This is a genomic window from Actinocorallia herbida (assembly GCF_003751225.1).
In the GTDB taxonomy this organism is placed as follows: domain Bacteria; phylum Actinomycetota; class Actinomycetes; order Streptosporangiales; family Streptosporangiaceae; genus Actinocorallia; species Actinocorallia herbida.
The window spans coordinates 166,973-188,588 of record NZ_RJKE01000001.1 but is presented as its reverse complement, the minus strand read 5'-3'; the positions used below and the strand labels follow the sequence as shown (position 1 = coordinate 188,588).

At 73.8% G+C, this 21,616-nt stretch carries 21 protein-coding genes; 12 read left to right on the top strand and 9 right to left on the bottom strand.

The genetic code is table 11. The features are described 5' to 3' along the window. Both rfbD and EDD29_RS01135 read left to right on the top strand, forming a co-directional pair. A complete protein-coding gene (gene rfbD, locus EDD29_RS01140) occupies positions 1–840 on the top strand; it encodes a dTDP-4-dehydrorhamnose reductase (protein ID WP_123661730.1) in 840 nt (279 codons plus the stop codon). Between the two features lie 77 nt (positions 841–917). Beyond that, positions 918–1,505: a class I SAM-dependent methyltransferase gene (locus EDD29_RS01135; protein WP_123661729.1), complete on the top strand. Its 588-nt coding sequence runs from the start codon at positions 918–920 to the stop codon at positions 1,503–1,505. A 12-nt stretch (positions 1,506–1,517) separates the two neighbouring features. Here EDD29_RS01135 and EDD29_RS01130 read toward each other — a convergent pair whose 3' ends face one another. Both EDD29_RS01130 and EDD29_RS01120 read right to left on the bottom strand, forming a co-directional pair. After that, on the bottom strand, positions 1,518–2,570 hold the full coding sequence (locus EDD29_RS01130; RefSeq protein ID WP_148085833.1) for a hypothetical protein: 1,053 nt from the start codon (positions 2,568–2,570) through the stop codon (positions 1,518–1,520). Positions 2,571–2,572: 2 nt separating this feature from the next. Continuing rightward, positions 2,573–4,027, bottom strand: a complete 1,455-nt coding sequence (locus EDD29_RS01120) for a sugar transferase (RefSeq protein ID WP_123661726.1) — start codon at positions 4,025–4,027, stop codon at positions 2,573–2,575. Between the two features lie 377 nt (positions 4,028–4,404). Between EDD29_RS01120 and EDD29_RS01115 the strand changes: the two genes are divergently transcribed. The 5 genes from EDD29_RS01115 to EDD29_RS01095 are packed head-to-tail and all read left to right on the top strand — an operon-like array spanning position 4,405 to position 9,566. Next, positions 4,405–5,076, top strand: coding sequence for a polysaccharide deacetylase family protein (locus EDD29_RS01115; protein WP_246052444.1), 672 nt, complete (start codon positions 4,405–4,407; stop codon positions 5,074–5,076). After that, complete coding sequence (locus EDD29_RS01110; RefSeq protein WP_123661725.1) at positions 5,073–5,996, top strand: glycosyltransferase family 2 protein; 924 nt, start codon at positions 5,073–5,075, stop codon at positions 5,994–5,996. Before EDD29_RS01115 ends, EDD29_RS01110 begins: the two co-directional genes overlap by 4 nt. Continuing rightward, on the top strand, positions 5,993–7,018 hold the full coding sequence (locus tag EDD29_RS01105; protein WP_123661724.1) for a GNAT family N-acetyltransferase: 1,026 nt from the start codon (positions 5,993–5,995) through the stop codon (positions 7,016–7,018). The genes EDD29_RS01110 and EDD29_RS01105 overlap by 4 nt, the downstream gene beginning before the upstream one ends. A 2-nt stretch (positions 7,019–7,020) precedes the next feature. Continuing rightward, positions 7,021–8,340, top strand: a complete 1,320-nt coding sequence (locus tag EDD29_RS01100; RefSeq protein ID WP_123661723.1) for a nucleotide sugar dehydrogenase — start codon at positions 7,021–7,023, stop codon at positions 8,338–8,340. Further along, positions 8,337–9,566 (top strand): glycosyltransferase family 4 protein, encoded by a 1,230-nt coding sequence (locus EDD29_RS01095; RefSeq protein ID WP_211359517.1) that lies wholly within the window; start codon positions 8,337–8,339, stop codon positions 9,564–9,566. The genes EDD29_RS01100 and EDD29_RS01095 overlap by 4 nt, the downstream gene beginning before the upstream one ends. Here EDD29_RS01095 and EDD29_RS01090 read toward each other — a convergent pair. Continuing rightward, complete coding sequence (locus EDD29_RS01090) at positions 9,509–10,327, bottom strand: glycosyltransferase (RefSeq protein ID WP_170201243.1); 819 nt, start codon at positions 10,325–10,327, stop codon at positions 9,509–9,511. The genes EDD29_RS01095 and EDD29_RS01090 overlap by 58 nt on opposite strands. Before the next feature lie 20 nt (positions 10,328–10,347). On the opposite strand from EDD29_RS01090, the gene EDD29_RS01085 reads away from it, so the two are divergent. Next, on the top strand, positions 10,348–10,890 hold the full coding sequence (locus EDD29_RS01085; protein WP_123661721.1) for a dTDP-4-dehydrorhamnose 3,5-epimerase family protein: 543 nt from the start codon (positions 10,348–10,350) through the stop codon (positions 10,888–10,890). Here the strand turns inward: EDD29_RS01085 and EDD29_RS01080 are convergent. Continuing rightward, complete coding sequence (locus tag EDD29_RS01080; RefSeq protein WP_123661720.1) at positions 10,832–11,776, bottom strand: phosphatase PAP2 family protein; 945 nt, start codon at positions 11,774–11,776, stop codon at positions 10,832–10,834. The genes EDD29_RS01085 and EDD29_RS01080 overlap by 59 nt on opposite strands. A 117-nt stretch (positions 11,777–11,893) precedes the next feature. Here EDD29_RS01080 and EDD29_RS01075 point away from each other — a divergent pair, with 117 nt between their 5' ends. The 4 genes from EDD29_RS01075 to EDD29_RS01065 are packed head-to-tail and all read left to right on the top strand — an operon-like array spanning position 11,894 to position 16,147. Further along, positions 11,894–12,883 carry a hypothetical protein gene (locus tag EDD29_RS01075; RefSeq protein WP_123661719.1) on the top strand — a complete coding sequence of 330 codons (990 nt, stop codon included), beginning with the start codon at positions 11,894–11,896 and terminating at the stop codon, positions 12,881–12,883. A 17-nt stretch (positions 12,884–12,900) separates the two neighbouring features. Continuing rightward, the gene (locus tag EDD29_RS45215; RefSeq protein WP_170201242.1) at positions 12,901–13,554 is read left to right on the top strand and encodes a YveK family protein; all 654 of its coding nucleotides are present in this window, start codon (positions 12,901–12,903) and stop codon (positions 13,552–13,554) included. Then, on the top strand, positions 13,551–14,924 hold the full coding sequence (locus EDD29_RS01070) for an O-antigen ligase family protein (protein WP_170201241.1): 1,374 nt from the start codon (positions 13,551–13,553) through the stop codon (positions 14,922–14,924). Before EDD29_RS45215 ends, EDD29_RS01070 begins: the two co-directional genes overlap by 4 nt. Beyond that, entirely contained in the window at positions 14,921–16,147 is a 1,227-nt protein-coding gene (locus tag EDD29_RS01065) for an acyltransferase family protein (protein WP_211359516.1), read from the top strand. Before EDD29_RS01070 ends, EDD29_RS01065 begins: the two co-directional genes overlap by 4 nt. Here EDD29_RS01065 and EDD29_RS01060 read toward each other — a convergent pair. Genes EDD29_RS01060 through EDD29_RS01040 form a run of 5 tightly spaced genes read right to left on the bottom strand, consistent with a single transcriptional unit; the run spans position 16,082 to position 21,605 of the window. After that, a complete protein-coding gene (locus tag EDD29_RS01060; protein ID WP_123661717.1) occupies positions 16,082–16,942 on the bottom strand; it encodes a glycosyltransferase family 2 protein in 861 nt (286 codons plus the stop codon). The two genes, EDD29_RS01065 and EDD29_RS01060, sit on opposite strands and share 66 nt — an antisense overlap. Then, positions 16,939–18,396 (bottom strand): oligosaccharide flippase family protein, encoded by a 1,458-nt coding sequence (locus tag EDD29_RS01055; RefSeq protein WP_123661716.1) that lies wholly within the window; start codon positions 18,394–18,396, stop codon positions 16,939–16,941. The genes EDD29_RS01060 and EDD29_RS01055 overlap by 4 nt, the downstream gene beginning before the upstream one ends. Continuing rightward, the gene (locus tag EDD29_RS01050) at positions 18,383–19,354 is read right to left on the bottom strand and encodes a hypothetical protein (RefSeq protein ID WP_123661715.1); all 972 of its coding nucleotides are present in this window, start codon (positions 19,352–19,354) and stop codon (positions 18,383–18,385) included. Before EDD29_RS01050 ends, EDD29_RS01055 begins: the two co-directional genes overlap by 14 nt. Continuing rightward, complete coding sequence (locus EDD29_RS01045) at positions 19,351–20,598, bottom strand: DUF4910 domain-containing protein (protein WP_246052443.1); 1,248 nt, start codon at positions 20,596–20,598, stop codon at positions 19,351–19,353. Before EDD29_RS01045 ends, EDD29_RS01050 begins: the two co-directional genes overlap by 4 nt. Continuing rightward, positions 20,595–21,605 carry an NAD-dependent epimerase/dehydratase family protein gene (locus EDD29_RS01040; protein WP_246053347.1) on the bottom strand — a complete coding sequence of 337 codons (1,011 nt, stop codon included), beginning with the start codon at positions 21,603–21,605 and terminating at the stop codon, positions 20,595–20,597. The genes EDD29_RS01045 and EDD29_RS01040 overlap by 4 nt, the downstream gene beginning before the upstream one ends. Positions 21,606–21,616: the final 11 nt, after the last annotated feature.

Below are 21,616 nucleotides of genomic sequence, written 5' to 3'. Positions count from 1 at the left end.
ATGGCCGACGCCTGGCTCGTGACCGGGGCGGGCGGCATGCTCGGCACGGAGCTGACCGCCCTGCTGCGGACGGCGGGGCGGCCGGTGACCGCCGCCGGGCGGACCGATCTCGACCTCACCGACGCCCGGGCCGTCGCCGCCGCGGTCCGGGGCCACCGCACCGTGGTCAACTGCGCGGCCTGGACCGCCGTGGACGACGCCGAGCGGGCCGAGGAGGCCGCGCTCGCGGTGAACGGCACCGCCGTCGGCCCCCTGGCCCGAGCCTGCGCCGCCGAGGGCACGACCCTGATCCAGATCTCCACCGACTACGTCCTGCCCGGCACCGACCCGGCGCCCGCCCCCGAGGACGCGCCCACGGGGCCCGTCAACGCCTACGGGCGCACCAAGCTGGCCGGCGAGCGGGCGGCGCTGGCGCACGGCGGCCTCGTCGTCCGGACGGCCTGGCTGTACGGGGCGCACGGGCCCAACTTCGTCACGACCATGGCCCGGCTGGCCCGGGAGCGGGAGACCGTCGACGTGGTCGCCGACCAGCACGGGCAGCCCACCTGGACGGCCGACCTCGCCGCCCGGATCGTCGCGCTCGCCGGCTCCGGCGCGCCCTCCGGCGTCTACCACGGCACCAACGCCGGGCGGACGACCTGGCACGGGCTGGCCCGCGCCGTCTTCGCCGGGCTGGGCCACGACCCCGACCGGGTGCGGCCGACGACCACCGGGGCGTTCCCGCGCCCCGCGCGCCGCCCGGCCTCCAGCGTGCTCGGCCACGACGGCTGGGCGGCGGCGGGCCTGCCTCCGCTGCGCGGCTGGGAATCCGCGCTGGCCGAGTACCTGGCGGCCGGGTAGGCGCCGAGGCCGGTTCCAGCCACCGGGTTTTCCGCGGCGGCGCCGCGCCGGGCCCTCGGCTCGGTTTGAATGAGGGCATGCAGCGCCTCACTACACGGCTGGGGAACCTCTGGTGGGAGCGGCGCCTGGGCGTCTCGACCCGGGGGATCGTGGCGGCCGACCATCCCGACGCCACGCACTACGCGACGATGTCCTACACGGCGGTCCGGCGGATCCTCGCCGCCCTGGAGCTCGGCCGGGACGACGTCTTCGGCGATCTCGGCAGCGGTCTGGGCCGGGTGCTGTGCTGTGCGGCCAGGCTGCCGGTCAAGGAGGCCGTCGGCTTCGAGGTCAACGACACGCTGACCGAGGCCGCGCTGGCCAACGCGGCCCGGCTGCGGGCCCGCAAGGCCGAGGTGTCGGTGCGCCGCGGCCCCTGTGAGGAGGCCGATTTCACGGGGATCACGGCGTTCTTCCTGTTCGATCCCTTCGGCGAGCGCACCCTGCGCGCGGTCCTCGACCGGATCGAGAAGCGGGAGCCGCGGACGCCGCTCCGCTTCGCCTACGCCAACCCGGTCCACGCCCGGGTGTTCGCCGAGTGCCCCTGGCTGGAGGAGGTCGCCTTCTGGGACGCCGCGGCCACCGGCCTTGAGCACTCGGTGCGGTTCTACCGGACGGTCCCGTGAGCCCCGGTCCGGTCAGCCGCAAGGGACGGTGCGGACCGTCCCGGTGACGCGGTAGTCCGTGTCCATGGTGACCACGGTGTTGTCCTGCCAGGTCCCGATACGGGCGCAGGAACCGGTCTCCTCGACGGTGAAAGGGCCGTAGACCCAGGTCCGGTCGACCACCTTGTTGCCCCGCAGCACCCACGTGCCGCCCGCGGGGGCCACCCAGATGCCGTACAGGCCGCCGACCACCAGGTTGTCGATGAGGGTGACGTCGGTGGAGCCCTTCTCGCCGGGACGGGACGGCCTGCTGAAGATGAACACGCCGCCGTTCATGCCGGGATAGGCGCCGGAGTCGCAGGCCGGCCTGCTCCGGTCCGTCGCCCAGCCGTTGCACATGTCGAACGTGGTCCGCCGGACGACCAGGCGCTGGGCGCCCGGATAGTCCTGGAGGCCGTCGCCGTGGCTCTCCGGATTGGTGCCGCAGGTCCGGACGAAGGAGTCCGCGATGGTGATGTCCGGCCCGCCGGTGCGGAAGCCGTCGTCGTGGCCTTGCAGGAGGACCCTGGTCGCCGTGTAGTTCCCGGTGTCGTAGCCGGTGTCGATCGCGGGGCTGACCAGGCAGGCGTCGGGCGAGCCGATGGTGCTGTCGACGAGGGTGAGCCTCGCGCCGTCCTTGTCGTTCTTGGAGACCCCGCCGTCGATCCTGGTGTCGCGCACCGTGACGCCGTCGGCGTAGGTGATGAGCTGCCCGGTGATGTGCCAGCCGTCGATGACCTCCCCCGGCGTGCGCGCCTCGTAGTCGCCCTGCACGGTCCGCCGCACCTTGGTCTTCGGCGGCACCCCCGTGCAGGCGGGCGTCGGATGCGCCGAGGCCGGGCAGCCACGTCCCGGCGCGGTGGGGGTGGGCCGCGGGGTCGACGGCGAGCCGGTGGACGGCGGCGGCGTCCCGGGCGGTGTGGCCGACGGCGGCGCGGTGGACGGCGACGCGGTCGGCGGCGGGACCGGGGTCGGCTCAGCGGTCCCGGTCCGGCAGGCGGCCAGGGTCAGCGCGAGCATCGCCGCGGCGGCGGATCGCCGGATCATCTTCAGTACGCTCCCGAGCCGCGCAGGACGGCGCCCGCCGTCTTCCAGAGGATCTGCAGGTCCATCATCAGCGACCAGTTCTCGACATAGAGGAGATCGAGGCGGACCGCCTCGTCCCAGGGCAGGTCGCTGCGCCCGCTGACCTGCCAGAGGCCCGTGATGCCCGGCTTGACGACGAGCCTGCGGCGCACGTCGCGACCGTAGACGGCGACCTCCTCCGGGAGCGGCGGCCGCGGCCCCACCAGCGACATGTCGCCGCGCAGCACATTGACCAACTGCGGCAGCTCGTCGAGCGAGTACCTGCGCAGCACGCCGCCGACCGCGGTGATCCGCCAGTCGTTCCTGAGCTTGAACATCACCCCGTTGGTGGGCGCCATCTCCGCGCGGTGCCGGTGCGCGTCCGGGATCATCGTGCGGAACTTGAGCATCCGGAACTCCCGCCCGTCCCGGCCGATCCTGGTCTGGGCGTAGAAGATCCGGCCGCGGTCGCCGATCTTGACCAGCGCGGCGATGAGGAGCAGCAGCGGCGCCAGCAGCGCCAGCGCCCCGGCCGCGCCAGCGAGGTCGAAGGCGCGCTTGAACAGCCGCCGCGGCCCGTCGAGGTCGGGGTGGTCCACGTGGATCAGCGGCAGGCCCGCGATCGGCCGGATGGTGGTCCGCGCCCCGGCGACCTCCAGCAGCGCGGGCGCCACGAAGATCTCCGTCCGGTCCTTCTCCAGCGCCCACGCCAGACGCCGCAGCGCGTGCCCGTCGAGTTCCGGGCAGGCGAGCACGGCGACGCTGTCGGCCCCCTCCTCGCCGACCGTCTGGATCACCTCGTCGAGGTCGCCGCGCACGGGCACCCCGCCCGGCAGGCCGGCCCTGCCCGTCAGCGCCGCGCGGCCCGGTGTGCAGGCCGCGACGACCTGCATGCCGTGGTACGGAGAACGGTTCAGCTCCGCGACGAGCGCGCTCACCCCCGCGGGATGGCCGACGGCCACGACCCGGCGCATCCAGGAGCCGTGCGCCCTGCGCCGGTGCAGCCACTTGCGCACCCGCCAGCGGGCGAGCACTCCGAAGACGGTGAGCGCGGGCAGTGCCACCACCACGAACCCGCGGGCGACCTCCGCCTTGGTGGCGTACGAGGCGATCGCGACCGCCGCGGTCAGCCCGACCCCCGCGTGGACGACCCTGCGGTACTCGTCCGAGCCCACCCCGTAAAGCCGCCCGTCGTAGGCGCCGGAGAACCTCAGCCACGGCAGCCACAGCAGCGGAAGCGCCAGCGCCACCGCGAGGTTGGCGCCGACCGGTCCCTCGCGGCCGCCGAACCGCACGAGAAAGCCGAGCGCCCCCGCCGCGGCGGCGCACACCACGTCGCATCCGATGATCAGTACCGTGTACTTCCTGACCCAATTACCGGCGCCCGCGACGACTGCCCCGCCCGTCGCAGAGACGCCGGTACCGTCGATGACGGTCACCGTGGACCCTCCATGCTCCCCGTACGCACGTCCTTTACAGCGCCCGGGACGTGCACCGCCGCATCCGCCTGGTGCGGCGAACGATCAGCGGTCAGCAATAACAGGTCTAACGCGCCCATCGGGGGCACATCCAGCGGTGACGACGGCCGGATCAGGTCAGAAAATCTCCGAATACTACCCTTAGAGGTAATAAGAACCACGTACCCGGACTATCCACACGAACTCACAACGGCCTTCCCCAAGGCCGACGACGCTCTCGGGAAATAGCCGAAAGGGTAATTCCCACCAGCATTTTATATGTCCGGAACAGGCCACAAGCGACCCATGCTGAACTCTTTCCCAATACGCGCGACACGTCACAGAATGATCAGCCGGGGGTGGCTGATCTGTCCGCACAGTTCAATCTCACGGTTCATGGCATCGGGGTGCCGCAGCGGGTGCTCGACCCTGGCGAGGACGGCACCTGGATCGGGGTTCCGGAGTTCGAGACGGTCCTCGACGCCGTCGCCGGGCGCTCCGACGTACACCTGACCTTCGACGACGGGAACTCCTCCGACCTGGAGATCGCGCTCCCCCGGCTCAGGGAACGCGGCATCACCGCGGCCTTCTACGTGCTGGCGGGCGAACTCGGAAGACCCGGAAGGCTGACCGCGGACGGCGTCCGCGCACTCGTCACCGCCGGCATGGCCGTCGGCTCGCACGGCTGGGCCCACCGGGACTGGCGCAGGCTGCGTCCCGGCGAGGCCGAGGAGGAGTTCGACAGGGCGCCCCGGGTGCTCGCCGACCTCGTCGGCGGGCCCGTCACCGAGGTCGCCATCCCGTTCGGCTCCTATGACCGGCACGTCCTGCGCGCGCTGCGCCGCACCGGCGTCACCCGCGCGCACACCAGCGACGGCGGCCCCGCCGAACCCGGCGGGTGGCTCCAGGCCAGGACCAGCGTGCGAGGCGGGCTCACCGCCGAGACGCTCGCCGCCGCCCTGCGCCGTCCGGCGCTCCCCCGTCGCGCCCGCCAGCTCGGCGCCCGCGCCGCCAAGCGGGTGCGCGGATGAGCGCCCCCCGCGTCGGCGTCGTCATCGTCTCCTACAACAGCGCCGACGTGCTGCCGGACTGCCTCGCCTCGCTGGCCGGCCAGGACGTCGTGCTGACCCGGGTCGTCGTCGCCGACAACGCCTCGGCCGACGAGTCCCTCGCCGTCGCCGAAACCGCGGGGGCGAGCGCGGAGGCCGACGTCAAGGTGCTCGCCACCGGCCGGAACGGCGGCTACGCGGCAGGGTTCAACGCGGGGCTCCGCGAACTGGACCTCACCGCCCTCGACGCGGTGTGCGTGCTCAACCCGGACTGCCGGCTGCGCCCCGGCGCCCTCGGCGTCCTCGCCGCGGCCCTGCTGAGGCCCGGGATCGGGATCGCCGCGCCCCGGCTCGTCAACCCCGACGGCACACTCCAGCCGACCCTGCGCCGGATGCCGACCGTCGGCCGGGCGCTGGCCGAGGCGGTCCTGGGCGGCACGTTCACCGGCCGCCACGGCACGCTCGGCGAGCTGATCACCACGCCGGGCCCGCACGAGCGCGAGGGCCGCCACGCCTGGGCCACCGGCGCCGCGCTGCTGATGTCGGCCGAGGCGCTGCGCGCCGTTGGGGAATGGGACGAGTCGTTCCTGCTGTACAGCGAGGAGACCGAGTTCATCCTGCGCGCCGCCGACCGCGGCTTCGGCCTCTGGTACTGCCCGGACTCGGTGGTCGAGCACATCGGCGCGGCCTCCGGGACCAGCCCCGCGCTCGCCGCGCTCAGCGTCGTCAACCGGGTCCTGCTGTTCCGCAGGATCCGCTCGCGCTCCGCCGCGTTCTGCTACTTCCTCGCCGTCGCGCTCGGGCAGGGGCTGCGCGCCCTCGCCGGGCACCCCGACGCCCGCGCCGCGTTCGTCGCGCTGGTCCGGCCGTCGCGCAGGCCGACCAGGCTGGCGGGCGGATGACGCCCCGCACCCGCGAACGCAAGCCGTTCGACGCGCTGAGCACCGCAGAACTCGCGGCCTGGACCGCGCTCCGGGCCGCCGACCCCCTGCGGGACAGCCCCTACTTCCATCCGGAGTTCGCCGCCGCCGTGCACCGCAGCGGCACGCCCGTCCACGTCGTCGTCGAGCGGGCCGGAGCCGAGGTCACCGCGCTGCTCGCGCTCCAGATCACCGGATCGGTGGCCAGGCCCGTCGGCTGGCCCGGCGCGGACTTCCAGGGGCCGATCGGCGCGGGGCTCTCCCCCCGGACGCTGCTCACCGGAGGGGTTCGGACCTTCGAGTTCGACCATCTCGTCCAGGGATCTGTGGAGTTCGAGCCCTATATCCAGAGCCGCCGCGTCTCGCCGTTCCTGGACGTCACCGGGGGGCTCGACGGCTACCTCGGCCGGGCCTCGCGCAGCGGCCGCGACAACATGGGCCAGGCCCGGCGCAGACTGCGGCAGGCCGAGCGGGAGGGGCCCGTCCGGTTCACCGCCGATGACCCGGACCCGGCCGCCCTCGACGAGCTGATCGACCAGAAGCGCGGCCAGTACCGGGCCACCGGGGCCCGCGACTACTTCGCCGACCCCCGGCACCGCGACCTGGCGCACGCCCTGCTCAAGACCCGGCACGCCGACTTCGGCGGCGTCCTGTCCACGCTCCGCGCGGGCGACCGGCTGCTGGCCGCCCACTTCGGCCTGCGCTCCGGCCCGGTCCTGCACTGGTGGTTCCCCGTCTACGACCCGGCCTTCTCGCGGCTCGCCCCCGGCTGGATGCTGCTGCGCGAACTCGTGTCGGACGCGCCCGCGCTCGGCGTCGGCAGGATCGACCTCGGCCGCGGCGAGGACGAGTACAAGCGGCGCGCCAAGACCGGGGAGACCGAGGTCTGCCAGGGCCTCGCCAGCCGCGACCCGCTCCGGCTGGCCCGCCGCCGCGCGCTCGACGCCCTCCGCCGCTCCCCGTTCGCCCCCGGTCTGCGCCGGCTCGCTCGGAAGGTCAGATGAACATGCGCGTCAGCGTCTTCGGGCTGGGCTACGTCGGCTGCGTCTCCGCGGCCTGCCTGGCCAAGCTGGGCCACGACGTCATCGGCGTCGACGTCAACCCCGGCAAGCTCGACCTGCTGGCGCGGGGGGTCGCGCCGCTGGTCGAGGCCGACATCGGCGCGCTGACCGAGGAGGTCGTCGGCGCCGGGCGGCTCACCGTCACCGCGGACGCCGCGGCGGCCGTCGCCGCCTCCGATGTCTCGCTGATCTGCGTGGGCACCCCGTCGGCCCCCAACGGGAGCCTGTCGACGGAGTTCCTGGAGCGGGTCGCCGAGCAGATCGGCGCCGCGCTCGCCGACCGCGCCGGGCCCCGGCACACCGTGGTCATCCGCAGCACGATGCTGCCCGGCACCTGCGAGCGGTTGCTGGTACCGCTGCTGGAGAAGCACTCGGGACGTGTCGCGGGAACCGACTTCGGGGTCGCGGTGAACCCCGAGTTCCTGCGCGAGGGCAGCAGCGTCCGCGACTTCTTCGCCCCGCCCAAGACCGTGGTCGGCGAACTCGACCCGGCCAGCGGCGACGTGGTCGCCGCGCTGTACGAGGGCCTGCCCGGCGAGGTGTTCCGGGTGCCGGTCACGGTCGCCGAGATGACCAAATACGCCGACAACTCCTTCCACGCGCTGAAGATCGCCTTCGCCAACGAGCTCGGCGCGGTCTGCCGGGCCCTGGGCGTCGACTCCGGGCCGGTGATGGACGTGTTCGTCAGCGACCGCAAGCTCAACATCAGCCCCGCCTACCTGCGGCCGGGCTTCGCGTTCGGCGGGTCCTGCCTGCCCAAGGACGTGCGCGGCCTGGTCTACGCCGCGCGCCGGGCCGACGTGTCGGTGCCGCTCCTGGACCATCTGCTGCCCGCCAACGAGGAGCATCTGGCCCGCGCCGTCCGGCTGGTCGAGGAGACCGGCCGCCGCAGAATCGGGGTGTTCGGCCTGTCGTTCAAACCGGGCACCGACGACCTGCGGGAGAGCCCGCTGGTCGAACTCGCCGAACGCCTCCTCGGCAAGGGGTACGACCTGCGCATCTACGACGCCAACGTCTCGCTGTCGCGGCTGATGGGCGCCAACCGCGACTACATGCGGGCCCGCCTCCCCCACCTGGGCGAGCTGCTCAGCAGTGACCCGGTCGAGGTGCTGGACCACGCCGAGGTCTGCGTGATCGGCTGCGCCGACCCCGCGGTGGTGGCCGCCCTGGAGAACGCGGGCGACCGCGTGCTCGTCGACCTCGTCCGGCTCCCGGACGCCGCGACGCGGCGCGGCGTCCCCGGCTACCTGGGACTCGCCTGGTGAACGCGGAGAACGCGGGGGCGAAGCGCACCCTGATCATCGTGGAGAACCTCTCCGTCCCGTTCGACCGGCGGGTCTGGCAGGAATGCCAGGCGCTGCGCGAGGCAGGGTGGGAGGTGGACGTCATCTGCCCGCAGGGCACGTCGCGGGACACCGAGCCCGAGGCGGTGATCGACGGCGTCCGGATCCACCGGTACCCGTTGAAGGCCGCCGAAGGCGGGCCCGCGGGCTACCTGAAGGAGTACGGCACCGCGCTCTGGCACACCTGGCGGCTCGCCCGCAAGGTGGGGCCGGTCGACGTGGTCCACGCCTGCAACCCGCCCGACCTCTTCTTCCCGCTGGCTCGGCGGATGCGGCGGCGCGGCGCCCGGTTCGTCTTCGACCAGCACGACCTGGTGCCCGAGCTCTACCTGTCGCGGTTCGCCGGGCGCGGCAGGGACCTGCTCTACCGGGCGGTCGAGCGGATGGAGCTGGCCACCTACCGGGCCGCCGACATCGTCATCGCCACGAACGAGAGCTACCGGGACGCGGCCGTCCGGCGGGGCGGCAAACGGCCCGAGGAGGTGTTCGTGGTCCGCAGCGCCCCGGTCGTCGAACGGTTCCACGAGGTGGCCGCGGAGCCCGAGCTCAAGCACGGCAAGCCCTACCTGCTGTGCTACCTGGGCGTCATGGGGCCGCAGGACGGCGTCGACTACGCGCTGCGCGCCCTCGCGGAGCTGCGCGCGACCCGCGACGACTGGCACGCCACGTTCATCGGCGCGGGCGACACCTTCGCGGCGATGCGGGAGCTGTCGGCCGAGCTGGGCCTCGCGGAGCACGTCGACTTCACAGGGCGGATCCCCGATGAGGACCTGCTGCGCTACCTGTCGACCGCCGACGTGTGCCTGTCCCCCGACCCGCACAACCCGCTGAACGACGTCTCCACGATGAACAAGGTCATGGAGTACATGGCGATGGGCCGCCCGATCGTGTCGTTCGAGCTGCGGGAGGCCCGGGTCTCGGCGGGCGAGGCCGCGCTGTACGCCCCGGACGACGACGAGGCGGTGTTCGCCGCGCTGGTCTCGCGGCTGCTCGACGATCCGGCCGGGCGCCGCCGGATGGGCGAGCTGGGCCGGGCACGGGTGGCCGGCCCGCTGTCGTGGGCGCACTCCAAGAAGGCGCTCATCGCCGCCTACGAGGCGGCCCTGGACGTCCGGTCCGCGCCCCAGCCGGAGCCGCCGGGCCAATGAGCCGACGCCTTGTCCAGCAGCATGACCGCGGCGTAGCAGGCGACGTCGAGCGGCCCCGCCCCGCCGCGGCGGGCCAGGCCGAGCAGGTCGCCCGCGCCCAGGGGACGCGCGGACGCCGGCCTGCCGAGCGCGGCGAGCTGGCGGTTGCCGCGCCGCACCCGCGCGCGGCGGCGCAGATGCGCCCGGACCGTCCGGGTCTGGCGGACCACCGTGACGGCCTCGGGCACCGCCGTGCGCTCCGGTCCGGTGAAGGCCGCGTGGACCCAGCCGTCGTCGGCGAGCAGCCCGTCGGGCAGCGGGAACACCCGGCGGTGGCCCTCCTCGCTCAGCAGGTAGGCACCCGCCCCGGCGAGCACCCGGGTCGGCGCGATGAGCCTGTCGTGGGTGCGGTGGACGCGCCGGACGACGGGTCCGCAGCCGGTCAGGTCCCAGTGCGGGACCGGCGCGCAGGCCAGCACCCCCGGACGGGCGATCGCCTCCAGCAGGGCGCGCAGCCCCGTCAGGGCGACGTCGGCGTCGAGGTACAGGCGGGGGAACACGGCGCACGCCGCGTCGCCCAGGTGCAGGGCGTGGTGCTTGCCCGGCACCTCGGTCTCGATCACCCGGACGCCCGCCGCCCTGGCCGCCTCGGCCGTCCGGTCCGTGCAGGCGTTGGCCACCACGATCACCTCGACCTCGCCGGGCCGGGTCCCCGCGAGCAGCCGCCGCAGACCGTCCCCGATCACCGCCTCCTCGTTGTGGGCGGGCACCACGACACTCACCACCGGAAGGGTCACAGCACATGAGGGTAGAGCGCACCGCCCTGCCGGGGGTACTGCTGTTCCGACCGGTCCCGGTCCACGACGACCGGGGCTTCTTCACCCGGACCTTCGACACCGCGCTCGCCGCGGCGCACGGGCTCGACCCCGCGGGGTTCGTCCAGGACAGCCAGTCGCGTTCCCGGGCGGGCACGATCCGCGGGATGCACGGCAGGTCGGGCCGGGGCGAGGCCAAGCTGGTGCGGTGCGCCCGCGGCGCGGTCCTCGACGTGGTGGTGGACGTCCGGCCCGGCTCCGCGACGTTCGGGGAGCGCCTGGAGACCACGCTCGACGACGCCGAGTGCGCCACCCTGTACGTCCCGCCCGGCCTGCTGCACGGCTTCCAGGCGCTGACCGACGCCGACGTCTGCTACCGGATCGACCGGGAGCACGACCCGGCCGAGGATCTGGCGGTCCGCTACGACGACCCCGAACTGAAGATCGACTGGCCCCGTGCGGTCACCGCGATCAGCGCACGCGACCTGTCCGCCGGATCCTGGCGGGACCTCTCGTCCCGCCTGGGCTGACCGTCTCGAGCCCGCGCATCATGGCGAGCAGCCCCAGCACCGCGCCGACCGAGCCGAGCAGCGCCGCGGCCTGCCCCGCCCAGAACGCCGGCAGGAGCACCGTCTCCTCCGGCGCCGGGCTGCTCCGCAGCGCCTGCGCCGCGATCAGGCCGCCCGCCAGCACGCCTCCCGCGAGCAGCCAGGCGAGCGCGGTGAGGACCCCGGCGGTCCACCGTTCGCCGCGGCCGTCCACCGGGGCGGGCGCCCGGGGATCGGGCTGCGGAACCACCTGGCGCAGGGCGCCCCGGTGGGCCAGGAACGCCAGCACGACGGCCGTCCAGCACAGCACCACGAGATCGCTGCCGAGGGTGTCGGACGGCCGGTGCCAGCCCACCGCGACCGTCGCCGCGCCCGCGAGGGCGCAGGGCAGGGCGGCCAGCAGCACGGGAGTCCGCAGCCGGTACGGCGCGACGAGGGCGACGGCGCACAGCGCCGCCATGCCGACCGCGGTGTGGCCGCTGGGAAAGCCCTGGTCCTCCCGGCGGATGCCGTGCGCCAGCAGCAGCGGTCTGGGCAGCACCGACTGGAGCAGCTCCACCGTCAGCAGCGGCCCGGCGATCACCACGACCGCCGCGAAAGCCAGCGGCAGCCCGCCCCGGCGCCTGCCCGTCTCGAACACGACGGCCAGCGCGGCGGCCACCGACCAGACCGAGACGAGCCCGAGCAACCGCTCGGCCAGACGCGCGGCCAAAGGGTCGGCGTGGCCGTTATCCGCCACGCGCAGCACCGCGTCCTCCAGCAGCTGGCCCGGGGGCGACGCCACTGCCAGGAGATACAAAGCGCACAGCGCGAGGCCGCAGCCGACGGCGACCTTTCCCGCTTTGCGCCCCACGACAACGATTGACATGCGCGTCCCCGATCGGTCTAGTGCCCAACCTACTGATCGCGTAGCTTCGGAAACGCGGATCACACGGAAACGGGCACGACCACGGGGCAGAGACGTTTAGGCGGTGTGACGGGGCGGATGAAACTCTGGCCGACATTTCTCGGGCTCCTGAGGCGTCCGATCTTCACCATTCCGGTCCTGGTGCTCGCGGTCGCGGCGGGAGTCCTCACCTATCGGCAGGTGCCGGTCCGGTACCAGGTGTCCGCGACGATGATCCTCACCGCGCCCACCTCCGGGGGCTCCCAGAAGGCCGAGACCGGCGCGGAGGATGACGGGGACACCTCCTACAATCCGCTGCTCCAGTTCAACGAGAGCCTCCAGACGACCGCGGCGCTGCTGATCCTCGCGGCCAACACCGAGGACGTGAAGGCGGGGGTGGGCGCGCCGCTCAACGGCGACACCCGGCTCCAGGTCGACGACGGCCGCTCCAACGCCGACCTGCTCGCCGCCACCCAGACGGGGCCGTTCATCTACATCACGGCCGAGAGCCCCACCGCCGCGAAGGCCGAGGCGGTCGTCACCGCGGTGCGCGAGTACATCCGCGGTGACCTCAAGCGCCTCCAGGAGTCGCTGAAAGCCCCCGGGTCGACCTACATCTCGGTGTCGAACGTCTCGACCGACCCGTTGAAGACCGTCCAGAAGACCCGGCTCGTGGCCACCGCGGGCGCGCCCGCAGCCGTGATCGTCGCGGCGTTCCTGCTGGCCTACCCGTTCGTCCGGCGGGCCCAGCGCCGTCACGCGATGTCGGTGGGGTGGCGGGCCCCGGCCGGGTACGCCGTGCCGGCCCAGCGGACGCTGCCCGGCGAGGCCGAGCCCGTCACCGCGGACCGCGCGGTCCCGCCCGGCCCCGCGCCCGCGCTGGACGCCGCCGACACCGCGGACGGGAGCGCCGAGGGCACAGGCCCCGGCGCGGAGCCGGACCCGGAGGACGACCCGGACGACGCCGACGAGCTCTCCGTCCCGCAGGCCCCCGACGGCAGGGAGGACACCGTGGTGTTCGGCGCCATCAGGTTCGACGACGAACCCGCCGACGCGCGCCATGACGACGAGATCCGCCGGCTGGCCTGAGCTCCGAAGGAAAACCGATGGACTTCTGGGGCACGGTGCTCGTCCTGTTCCGGCGCTGGTACATCACCGGCACCGCGTTCGCGCTGGCGATCGCGGGCATGGCGCTGGCCTATGTCTCGATCCCGACGGAGTACGTGTCGGGCGCGACCCTCATCATCACCAAGCCCACGAGCCCGGCGGAGGGCAACCCGCTGCTGGACTTCGACAAGGGCCTGAACCTCACCGCGTCGATCCTCGTCGCCGCGCTCCAGACGCCCGAGTCCCTCGCGGAACTGGGCGTCTCCCCCGACGAGGACCCGACCTTCACCATCAACAACGGGTCGCCCAATCCCGAGCTGCTGGTGCAGACGCCCTTCCTGTTCATCACCGGCACCAGCACCCGGCCCGCCGAGGCCACCGCGATGGTGCGCCGGGTGGCCGACAAGGTGGTCCGCGAGCTGGTCCGGCAGCAGCAGCTGGTCAAGGCGCCCAGGGCCAGCTATCTGACGATCAGCGTGATCGCGCCGCCCAGCGCGCCCCTGCCGGAGAAGGCGGGCAAGTCGCGCGCCGCGGTGATCACGCTGGCGGTCGGCGGGATCGCCGGGGTGTTCGCGGGGTTCGCCGCCGAGAGCCTCGCGGTGGCCAGACGGACCCGCAGGCTGCGCAAGGTCGACGTGGCGAGCGCCGCGTGAGCGCGACCGGGACGTCGACCGGCGCCCCTCCGGTGGACGGCGCCGCCCCGGTCCGGCGGCCCACAGTCGACGGCGCGTCACTCGCCATCGTCTACGTGCTGCTCCTCACGGTGATCCCGGCGCGGCTGGTCCTGGCGGGCCTGCCCATCTCCCTGTCGCCGTCCGACATCGTCGCCCTCGGCACCGCGCTGACCTGGCTGTGCGCCACCTGCACCATGACGCTCGGGGTGGCCAAGGGGCGCAGCCCCGTGCGGACCGCGCTGTTCGCCTTCGCGGTCGCCTGCCTGCTCAGCTACGGCCTGGCGGCCATGCGGTACACGCCGGGCGACGAGTTGAAGCTCGCCGACCGGACCCTGCTGATCATGCTGGGCCTGACGGGGTTCGCGATCGCGGTCTGCGACGGCGTCCGCACCGGGGAACGGCTGGAACGGCTGCTCAAGGCCGCGGTGGTCGGCGGCGCGATCATGGGCGTGTTCGGTGCCCTCCAGTTCCTCTTCGCCTACGACGCGACCCGGCTGCTGAACCTGCCGCTGCTGCGCGCGGCCACCGAGGGCGGGGTGGTGCTGGACCGGGGCGGCCTGCCCCGGGTCGCGTCGACCACGGGGCATCCCATCGAGTTCGGCGTCGTGTGCGCGATGCTGCTGCCGCTGGCCGCCCACTTCGCGTTCGCCGCGCGGGACCGGGGGGAGCCGCAGCGCGTCTGGTGGGCGTGCACCGGGCTCATCGCCTCGGGGCTGCTGTTCTCGGTGTCCCGCTCGCCGATCCTCGGCGTGGCCGTGGCGTTCCTCGTGCTGCTCGTGGGCTGGCCCGCGCGGCGGATGGCCAGGATCGTCGCGGGGTCGGCCGGGGCGCTCGCCGTCCTCGCCGTCGTCTACCCGAAGATCCTCCGGACGATCTACGGGCTGTTCGCGAACTTCGGGGCCGACTCCAGCGTGGAGTACCGCAGGCACCGCTACGAGATCGCCCAGACGGAGTTCGCCAAGCATCCGCTGTTCGGCCGCGGCATCGGCACCTGGTACGTCCCCAAGTACATCGCCTTCGACAATCAGTGGATCATGACGGCGCTGGACGCGGGCGCGGTCGGCGTGCTGACCCTCGCCGGAATCCTGCTCGCCGGGATCTACGCCTGCGCGCGGGTGCGGTGGGCGGCGGAGTGCGACGCCCGGACCCGGAGCCTCGCGGTGGCCCTCGCCGCCGCGATCGCCGTCCCGGTGATCGGCGCGCTCACCTTCGACCTGCTCGCCTTCCACATCGCGACCGGGCTGATGTTCCTGTCCGTCGGCGCGGCGGGCGCGCTGCTGCGCGTCCACCGGGAGCGGACGCGACCACCCGTCGCGGCCTTCGAGCCCGCCGCGGAGAGAAGCCGGTGACCGGGCCGGTGACCGGATCCGCGCCCGGCCCCGCGGCGTCCGGAAGGATCGCCGGGCTCGACGGGCTGCGCGGCGTCGCCGCCCTGTTCGTGGTCCTGCACCACTGCCTCCTCACCGCGTACGCGGGCTTTCCTCAGACGAGCGGGCCCGCCGGGCTCGCCGTGCTGCGGTACGGGCATTTCGCGGTGGTGCTGTTCATCGCGCTCTCCGGGTTCTCGCTGGCCGCCTCGCCCGCCCGCCGCGGTTGGCGGCTCGGCGGGATCGGCAGGTTCGCCCAGCGGCGGGCCTGGCGGATCCTCCCGCCGTACTGGGCGGCGCTGACGTTCGCGCTGGCGGTCGCCTGGCTCGTCGTGCCGCAGCCCGGCGAGGGCGCGCCGAACGCCGCGTCCGTCGTCGTGTACGGGCTGCTGATCCAGGACGTGGCCGACGCGCCGAGCCCCAACGGGGCGTTCTGGTCGATCGCGATCGAGGCCCAGCTGTACGCGGTCTTCCCCCTGCTGCTCCTCCTGGTGCGCCGCTGGGGCACCGCCGCGATGCTCGCCTCGGCCACCGCCGTGGTCGGCGCGATCGGGCTGCTCGCCCCCCACTCCGGCCAGGTGGCCCGGCTGATGCACCTGGGCCCGCAGTTCGCCGTCCTGTTCGCGGCGGGCGCGGTCGCGGCCGGGATCCTCACGGCACCGCGCACCGGAAAGGCCGCGAAGGCGCTGCCGTGGCTCGCCGCGGCGGCGGTGCTGCCGGTCTGCGCGGTCATCGCGGCGCGGGGCACACCGTGGACCGTGGCGCACTTCTTCTGGGTGGACCTGGCGCTGGCCCCCGCCGCGGGCCTGCTGCTCGCCGCCCTCGCGGCGGGACGGCCCGGTCCGCTCGTCCGGCTGCTCGACTCCCGTCCGCTGCGGTCACTCGGGTCCTACTCCTACAGCCTCTACCTGATGCACGCGCCGATCGTGGTGGCCGTCGGCGCACAGGTCGTGAACCCGATCCTCCCCGAGGGGCTCGCCAGGTTCGCCGTGCTCCTGCTGGTGGCCGTGCCGGTGAGCCTCGCCGTCTCCCGGCTGTTCGCGGCGGCGTTCGAGGCCCCGTTCGTCCGCCACCGCAGCTGGACCGCGCTGCGGGCCGCCGCGGCGGCCCGGGTCCGCGCCGCGCTCGGGCGCGGGACGTCAGCGCCGCACGGTCCGGCCGAGCCTGCGGAGGCGGCGGGCGAAGGCCCCGCGCTGCCTGCCTAGGAACAGCCCGGCGACCGCGGCACGGGCGCGGAGCGCCGCGGCGGGGGGCAGCTCCGCCTCGGGCAGGCGGCGCAGCAGCTCCAGGCATTCCAGCGTGGTGGCGCAGTACGCCTGCCAGGCCGGCACCCCCAGCCGCCGGGCGACCTGCCGGGTGCTCTCCGAGCGCCAGTTCCGGTGGCCGAGCACCTCGGGCACATGCGCCCACGGCCCGGCGAGCGCGAGCCGGGCGGCGAACACCTCGTCCTCGCGCAGCAGGTTGCGGCGCGGCAGCCGCAGCAGCACGTCGCGCCGGATCAGCCCGTACAGGGGGTCGATCAGCAGATGGCTCTCGTTCAGCAGCCTGAGCCACGCGGTGAACCGGGTGACGGCATCGACCGCGCCGAGGCTTCCCCCCGTGTACTCGGCGGTGGCCGTGACACCGTCGGTGGTGTAGCTGATCCCGGTCGTCACCAGCACCAGTCTGTCGTCCTTCGCGAACTCCGCGACGCCCCGGGAGACGCTGCCCGGCTCCAGCCTGTCGTCGTCGCTGATCCACCGCAGGAGTTCCCCGCGGGCCAGCGGCGGGGCCGAGCCGAAGTTGCCGAGGATCCCCAGATTCTCCGGATGGCGGTGGTAGCGGACCCGGGGATCGGCGTCCGCGAGATCCCGGCAGTACTCCTCGGTGCCGTCCGTCGAGGCGTTGTCGAGGATGAGGAGTTCGAGGTCAGGGTGGTCCTGCGCCAGAACCGAGGCCACGGCGGACTCCATCCTGCCGATCCCGTCGCGGGTCGGCAGCGCCACGGTGACGAGCGTCATTTCCTCAGCTCCCTCAGCAGGGGAAGGACGAGCACGATGTACAGGGCGGTGCCCGCGCCTCCGGCGACGCCGAGCTCCACCACCGCGGGGGCGTCCAGCAGGCGGTCCGCCCCGGCGATCACCAGGCCCGCGGCGAGCGCCGCGAGCAGCGGCCTGGCCAGCGGCCGCGCCAGTGCCGCCACCCGCACGCCGACGCGGGACAGCGCCCACGCCGCCAGCGGCAGTGTCACGCCGAGGCCGACGACGGCCTGGGCCGCCGCGGCCGCACCGAGGCCGTGGCCCGCGCCCACGAGCAGCGCGGGCACGAGGGCGAGGCACCAGCCGGCGTTCAGCACGACGGTCCAGCGGGTGGCGCCGAGCGCGGTGAGGATGTCGAACGCCAGCGGCAGCAGCAGCCGCACCAGCATCACCGCGGCGAGGAAGCGCAGCGCCTGCCCGGCGGGCTCCCAGCGCTCCCCGTAGAGCACGGTCACGGCCTGCGGCGCGAGCAACCCCAGCACCAGCATGACGGGCAGCGCGAACGCGGTCACGGTCACCACCGCGGTGCGCACTCCTGCGGCGACGGCCGCCTCGCCCTCCTCAGCGAGCCGGGAGAAGCTGGGCAGCGCCACCCACCGGATCGCGGTGCCGATCAGTCCGGGCACCCACGACGACACGTTGAAGGCGATCAGGTAGAAGCCGAGGACCACCGCGCCCAGCCGGGACCCGATGACCATCTTGTCGACGTTGAGGATGAGGCCCTCCAGGCCGAGGCTGAGCGCCAGCGGCAGCCCGAACACCACGAGGTGGCGGACGGCCGACCTGTCGAGCCGCACCGAGAACGGCATCCGCCCGAACCACAGGACGCACGCGCCGGTGACGATCGCGCCCGACAACTGCCCCCAGGCGAAGCTGTAGGCGCCCGCCCCGGCCAGCGCGAGCCCGATGGTGAGGGCCGCGGTGACGACGAACCCGGCGAGGTTGGCGACGATCAGCCGGTCCTGCCGGAACTCGCGCAGCAGCCGGGCGGCCCGGACCGCGGTGATCCCGTCGACCAGGATCGTCGCGGTGAGGATGCGGACCACGCCGGTGGCGCCCGCGTCGCCCGAGGTCGCCGCGTACCAGGGGGCCGCGGCGAAGAACAGCAGGTAGATCCCGGTGCTGCTGAGGAAGGCCAGCACGGTGGCGGTCGGGGCCAGGTCCGCCAGCCGTCCCCGCCACTGAACGATCGCGGCGATGATCCCCGCGTCGTTGACGTGCATGAGGAACTGGCTCGCCGCGAACGCGATGGCGAACTCGCCGTAGTCCTGGGGCAGCAGGATCCGGGCGAGGACCAGGCCGACCACGAAGGTGCCCGCCCGGTTCACCAGGTTGCCCAGCAGGCTCCACCGCAGGCCGCGGGCCGCGCCCCGGCCCACCTCGGCGGTGCGCTCTTCCCCCTCGGCGGTGCGCGCCTCCCCCTCAGCTCGGGTCATCGACCCGGTCGAGCCAGATCTCCCGCCAGAACGGGACATAGGCGCGGGGGCAGTTGGCGCCGTACGCGCCCTCGCAGAACAGGCCCTCGAGGATCACCGCGGGCGTCTTCATCTCCATCATCTGGCCGGTGCGCTCGTCGAGGCAGCGGGCGACCCGGGACCGAACGCGGGCGGTCCTGCCGCAGAAGCGGGACATCTCCTCGTCGAAACCCATGCCGCGGTTGAGCTTGCCCGCGTTGAGCGTCGCGTTGATCTCCTCGATGGTCTTGACCCGGACCAGCTCGCCGGGCTTGAGATCGAGGGTCGCGACGGGGGTGGTGCGGCCCGCCCTGCCGTCGACCCAGCCCCACTCCAGGCCGCCGCGGATCCGCAGGGCGCGCGGCAGCCTGCGGCTGAGCTTCTGCCAGCGGTTGAACAGCCCGAAGAACAGGGCGCGGAGCACCGCGAACGCCCCCGCGTTACCGGTCCGGACATCGCGGACGTATTGGTCGAGATCCTTCAGCTTGACGTGCCCTGGGGCCGCACGGAGGATCTCGGTGGCCTGGCAGCGGTAGCGGGTCCCGTCGGGCGTCTCCCGGACCGTGGCGCCGATCCCGACGATCGGCAGCGTCACCGGCTCCGGCGGCACGGGGTCCGCGGCGGCGGGATCGACGGGGCGGAGCCACGCCGACCGCCAGAACAGGGTGCAGGCCGTCTCGCAGCCGCCGTGCGCCGAGCCGTCACACCGGGCGCCGGTGAGGATGTAGGCGTCGTCGAGACGGCGCAGCCCGGTCTGCTCGATCACGTCGCAGATCTTGTGCGCGACCTTCTGCACGGTCATCCGCCGCCCGCAGAACCGCAGCATCTCCGGCATGAACGGCATGCTGTCGAGTTCACCGGCCGCGTCGAGCGTGGCCATGATCTCGGCGACGGGGCGGACCTCCACCCGGTCGCCGGCCCGGAACGTCGCGTCCGTCATCGGTCCCCCTTGAGCAGGCCGGCCGCCTCGAGCCGGCCGGCGGCGTCCGCCACCGTCTCGAACGGCAGCCCGGACCGTTCGGCGATGGCGAGCAGATCGTGGTCACCGTCGGCGAGGTTCAGCACCCAGAGCATGGCCATCTGCGCCCGTTCGGCGTCGCTGCGCCCGCCCAGCGACCCGTACAGGCCGCGGCGGCCGAGCTGCGGCTCCCCGAACGGGCTGAGGTTGACGTACCTGCGGTCGGCCTCCAGGGCCGACATCACCCGGGTCAGCGCGGCGAGCGTGCCGGACATCGCCTCGGCCGAGACGAAATCCGGGTCGTCGCCGGAGGTGTGGTACTCGGGATAGCCCGCGTAGGGAGTGCGGGTGAGACTGCCGACCGGCAGGTTGAAACCCGGCGAGCAGTACTGGCGCTCGTCGTACCCGTACGGCGTGAAGTCCAGCACCTCGGCGTCGGTGAGCAGCGCGAACGCCCGGTCGATCGCGGTATCTCCGCGGCGGCTGCGCTTGTAGTGCAGAACGCCGGGGTCGCCCGCGCAGGCGAGGGTGAGGCCGTGCCGGATCCGGCCCGGGTCGTTGCGGGCCAGCCAGGTGATCGCGCCGATGGTGCCGGGCGCGAACACGAACCGGTAGGTGAACCGCGGGTTCTCGAGACGCTGCGCGAACGCGACCGCGACCGCGATCCCGGCGAGGTTGTCGTTGGCCAGCGACGGGTGGCAGACATGGCAGGAGATCAGCACCTCCTCCTCGGTCCGGCCGGGGACGACGTGCTCGGCGTAGGTGAGGTGGCCGTCGGCGAGCGTCGAGTCGATCAGCACCTCGTACTCGCCCTCGGGCAGCCCGTCCAGCACCCGCTGGGCCAGGCAGAAGCCCCAGGTCTCCGTGTAGTAGGACGTCCGGTACGGCACGAGGTCCGGCTGGTCGGGCAGCGTGTGCAGGTGCGCGCGGAGCTCCGCGAGCGGCATCCTCCGGTGCACCGGGACGCTGTAGCCCACGACGTGGAGGTTGAGGTCGGCGAAGTCGACGACCTTCCGGCCGGACGGGTCCCTGATCCAGGCCGCACGGATGTTCCACTCGCGCGGCACCGTCCAGTCCAGGACCGGCGTGCCGGTGGGCACCTCGTGCCGGTCCAGCGCCACCTGCTCGGCGATGACGTCGAGGGTGGCGCGGACCCCGTCGCCGGTGATGCTCCGGCAGAGCGGGTAGAGGCGGCGCACGAGATCGTGCATGCCCTCGGGGGTCACGGGCGGAAGTCCTCCTCGAGGGTGCCGGCGGCGCGCCGGTCGGCGAGGCGGGCCAGGCGGGTGAAGCTCCGGTCGAAGGCCCGCTGGGTGAGGCGGTGCGCGTGGTAGGCGGCGGCGAGCTCGGCGGCGCCCGCGGGGACCGTCCAGTCGCAGTCGAAGCCGGGCAGCGCGGCGCGGATCCGGGAGAAGTCGACGCGGTAGGAGCGGGGGTCTCCGCCGGTCTCCCCGGTGACGCGGAGCGCCGAGCCGGGCACCGCCTCGGCGACGTGCTCGGCGATCTCCGCGACGCGCAGGTTGTTGCGCTCGGTGCCGACGTTGAACGCACGGGCGTGGATGTTCGCGCGCGGCGCCTCCAGCGTGGCGAGGAACGCCTTGGCGATGTCGGCGGCGTGCACGAGCGGCCGCCACGGGGTGCCGTCCGACATGACCTTGACGACCCCGGTGAGCAGGGCGTGGCCGACGAGGTTGTTGACGACGATGTCGGCCCGCAGCCGGGGCGAGAACCCGAACGCGGTGGCGTTGCGGAGCGCGACCGGGCTGAACTCCCCGTCAGCGAGGGCGAAGATGTCCTCCTCTACCCTGACCTTCGACTCGGCGTACGGGGTGACGGGCCGCAGCGGGGCGTCCTCGTCGACGAGGCCGTCGCCGCTCGCGCCGTACACCGAGCACGTCGAGGCGTACAGGAACCGCCGCACCCCCGCGTCGCGGGCCAGCCGCGCCAGTCGGCTCGCCGCGTGGTGGTTGATGTCGTAGGTGAGGTCGGGCTTGAGCGAGCCGAGCGGGTCGTTCGACAGGGCGGCCAGGTGGATGACCGCGTCGATCCCGGCGAGATGCTCGGGCCCGGCGTCGCGCACGTCGACGGCGAAGCCCCGGGGGTCGGCGACCGGCGGGCCGAGCACGCAGTCGGCGTACAGCCCGGAGTCGAGGCCGACGACCTCGTGGCCCGCGGCGGCGAGGACGGGGGCCATCACCGTGCCGAGATAGCCCTGGTGTCCGGTGAGCAGCACGCGCAAGAAGG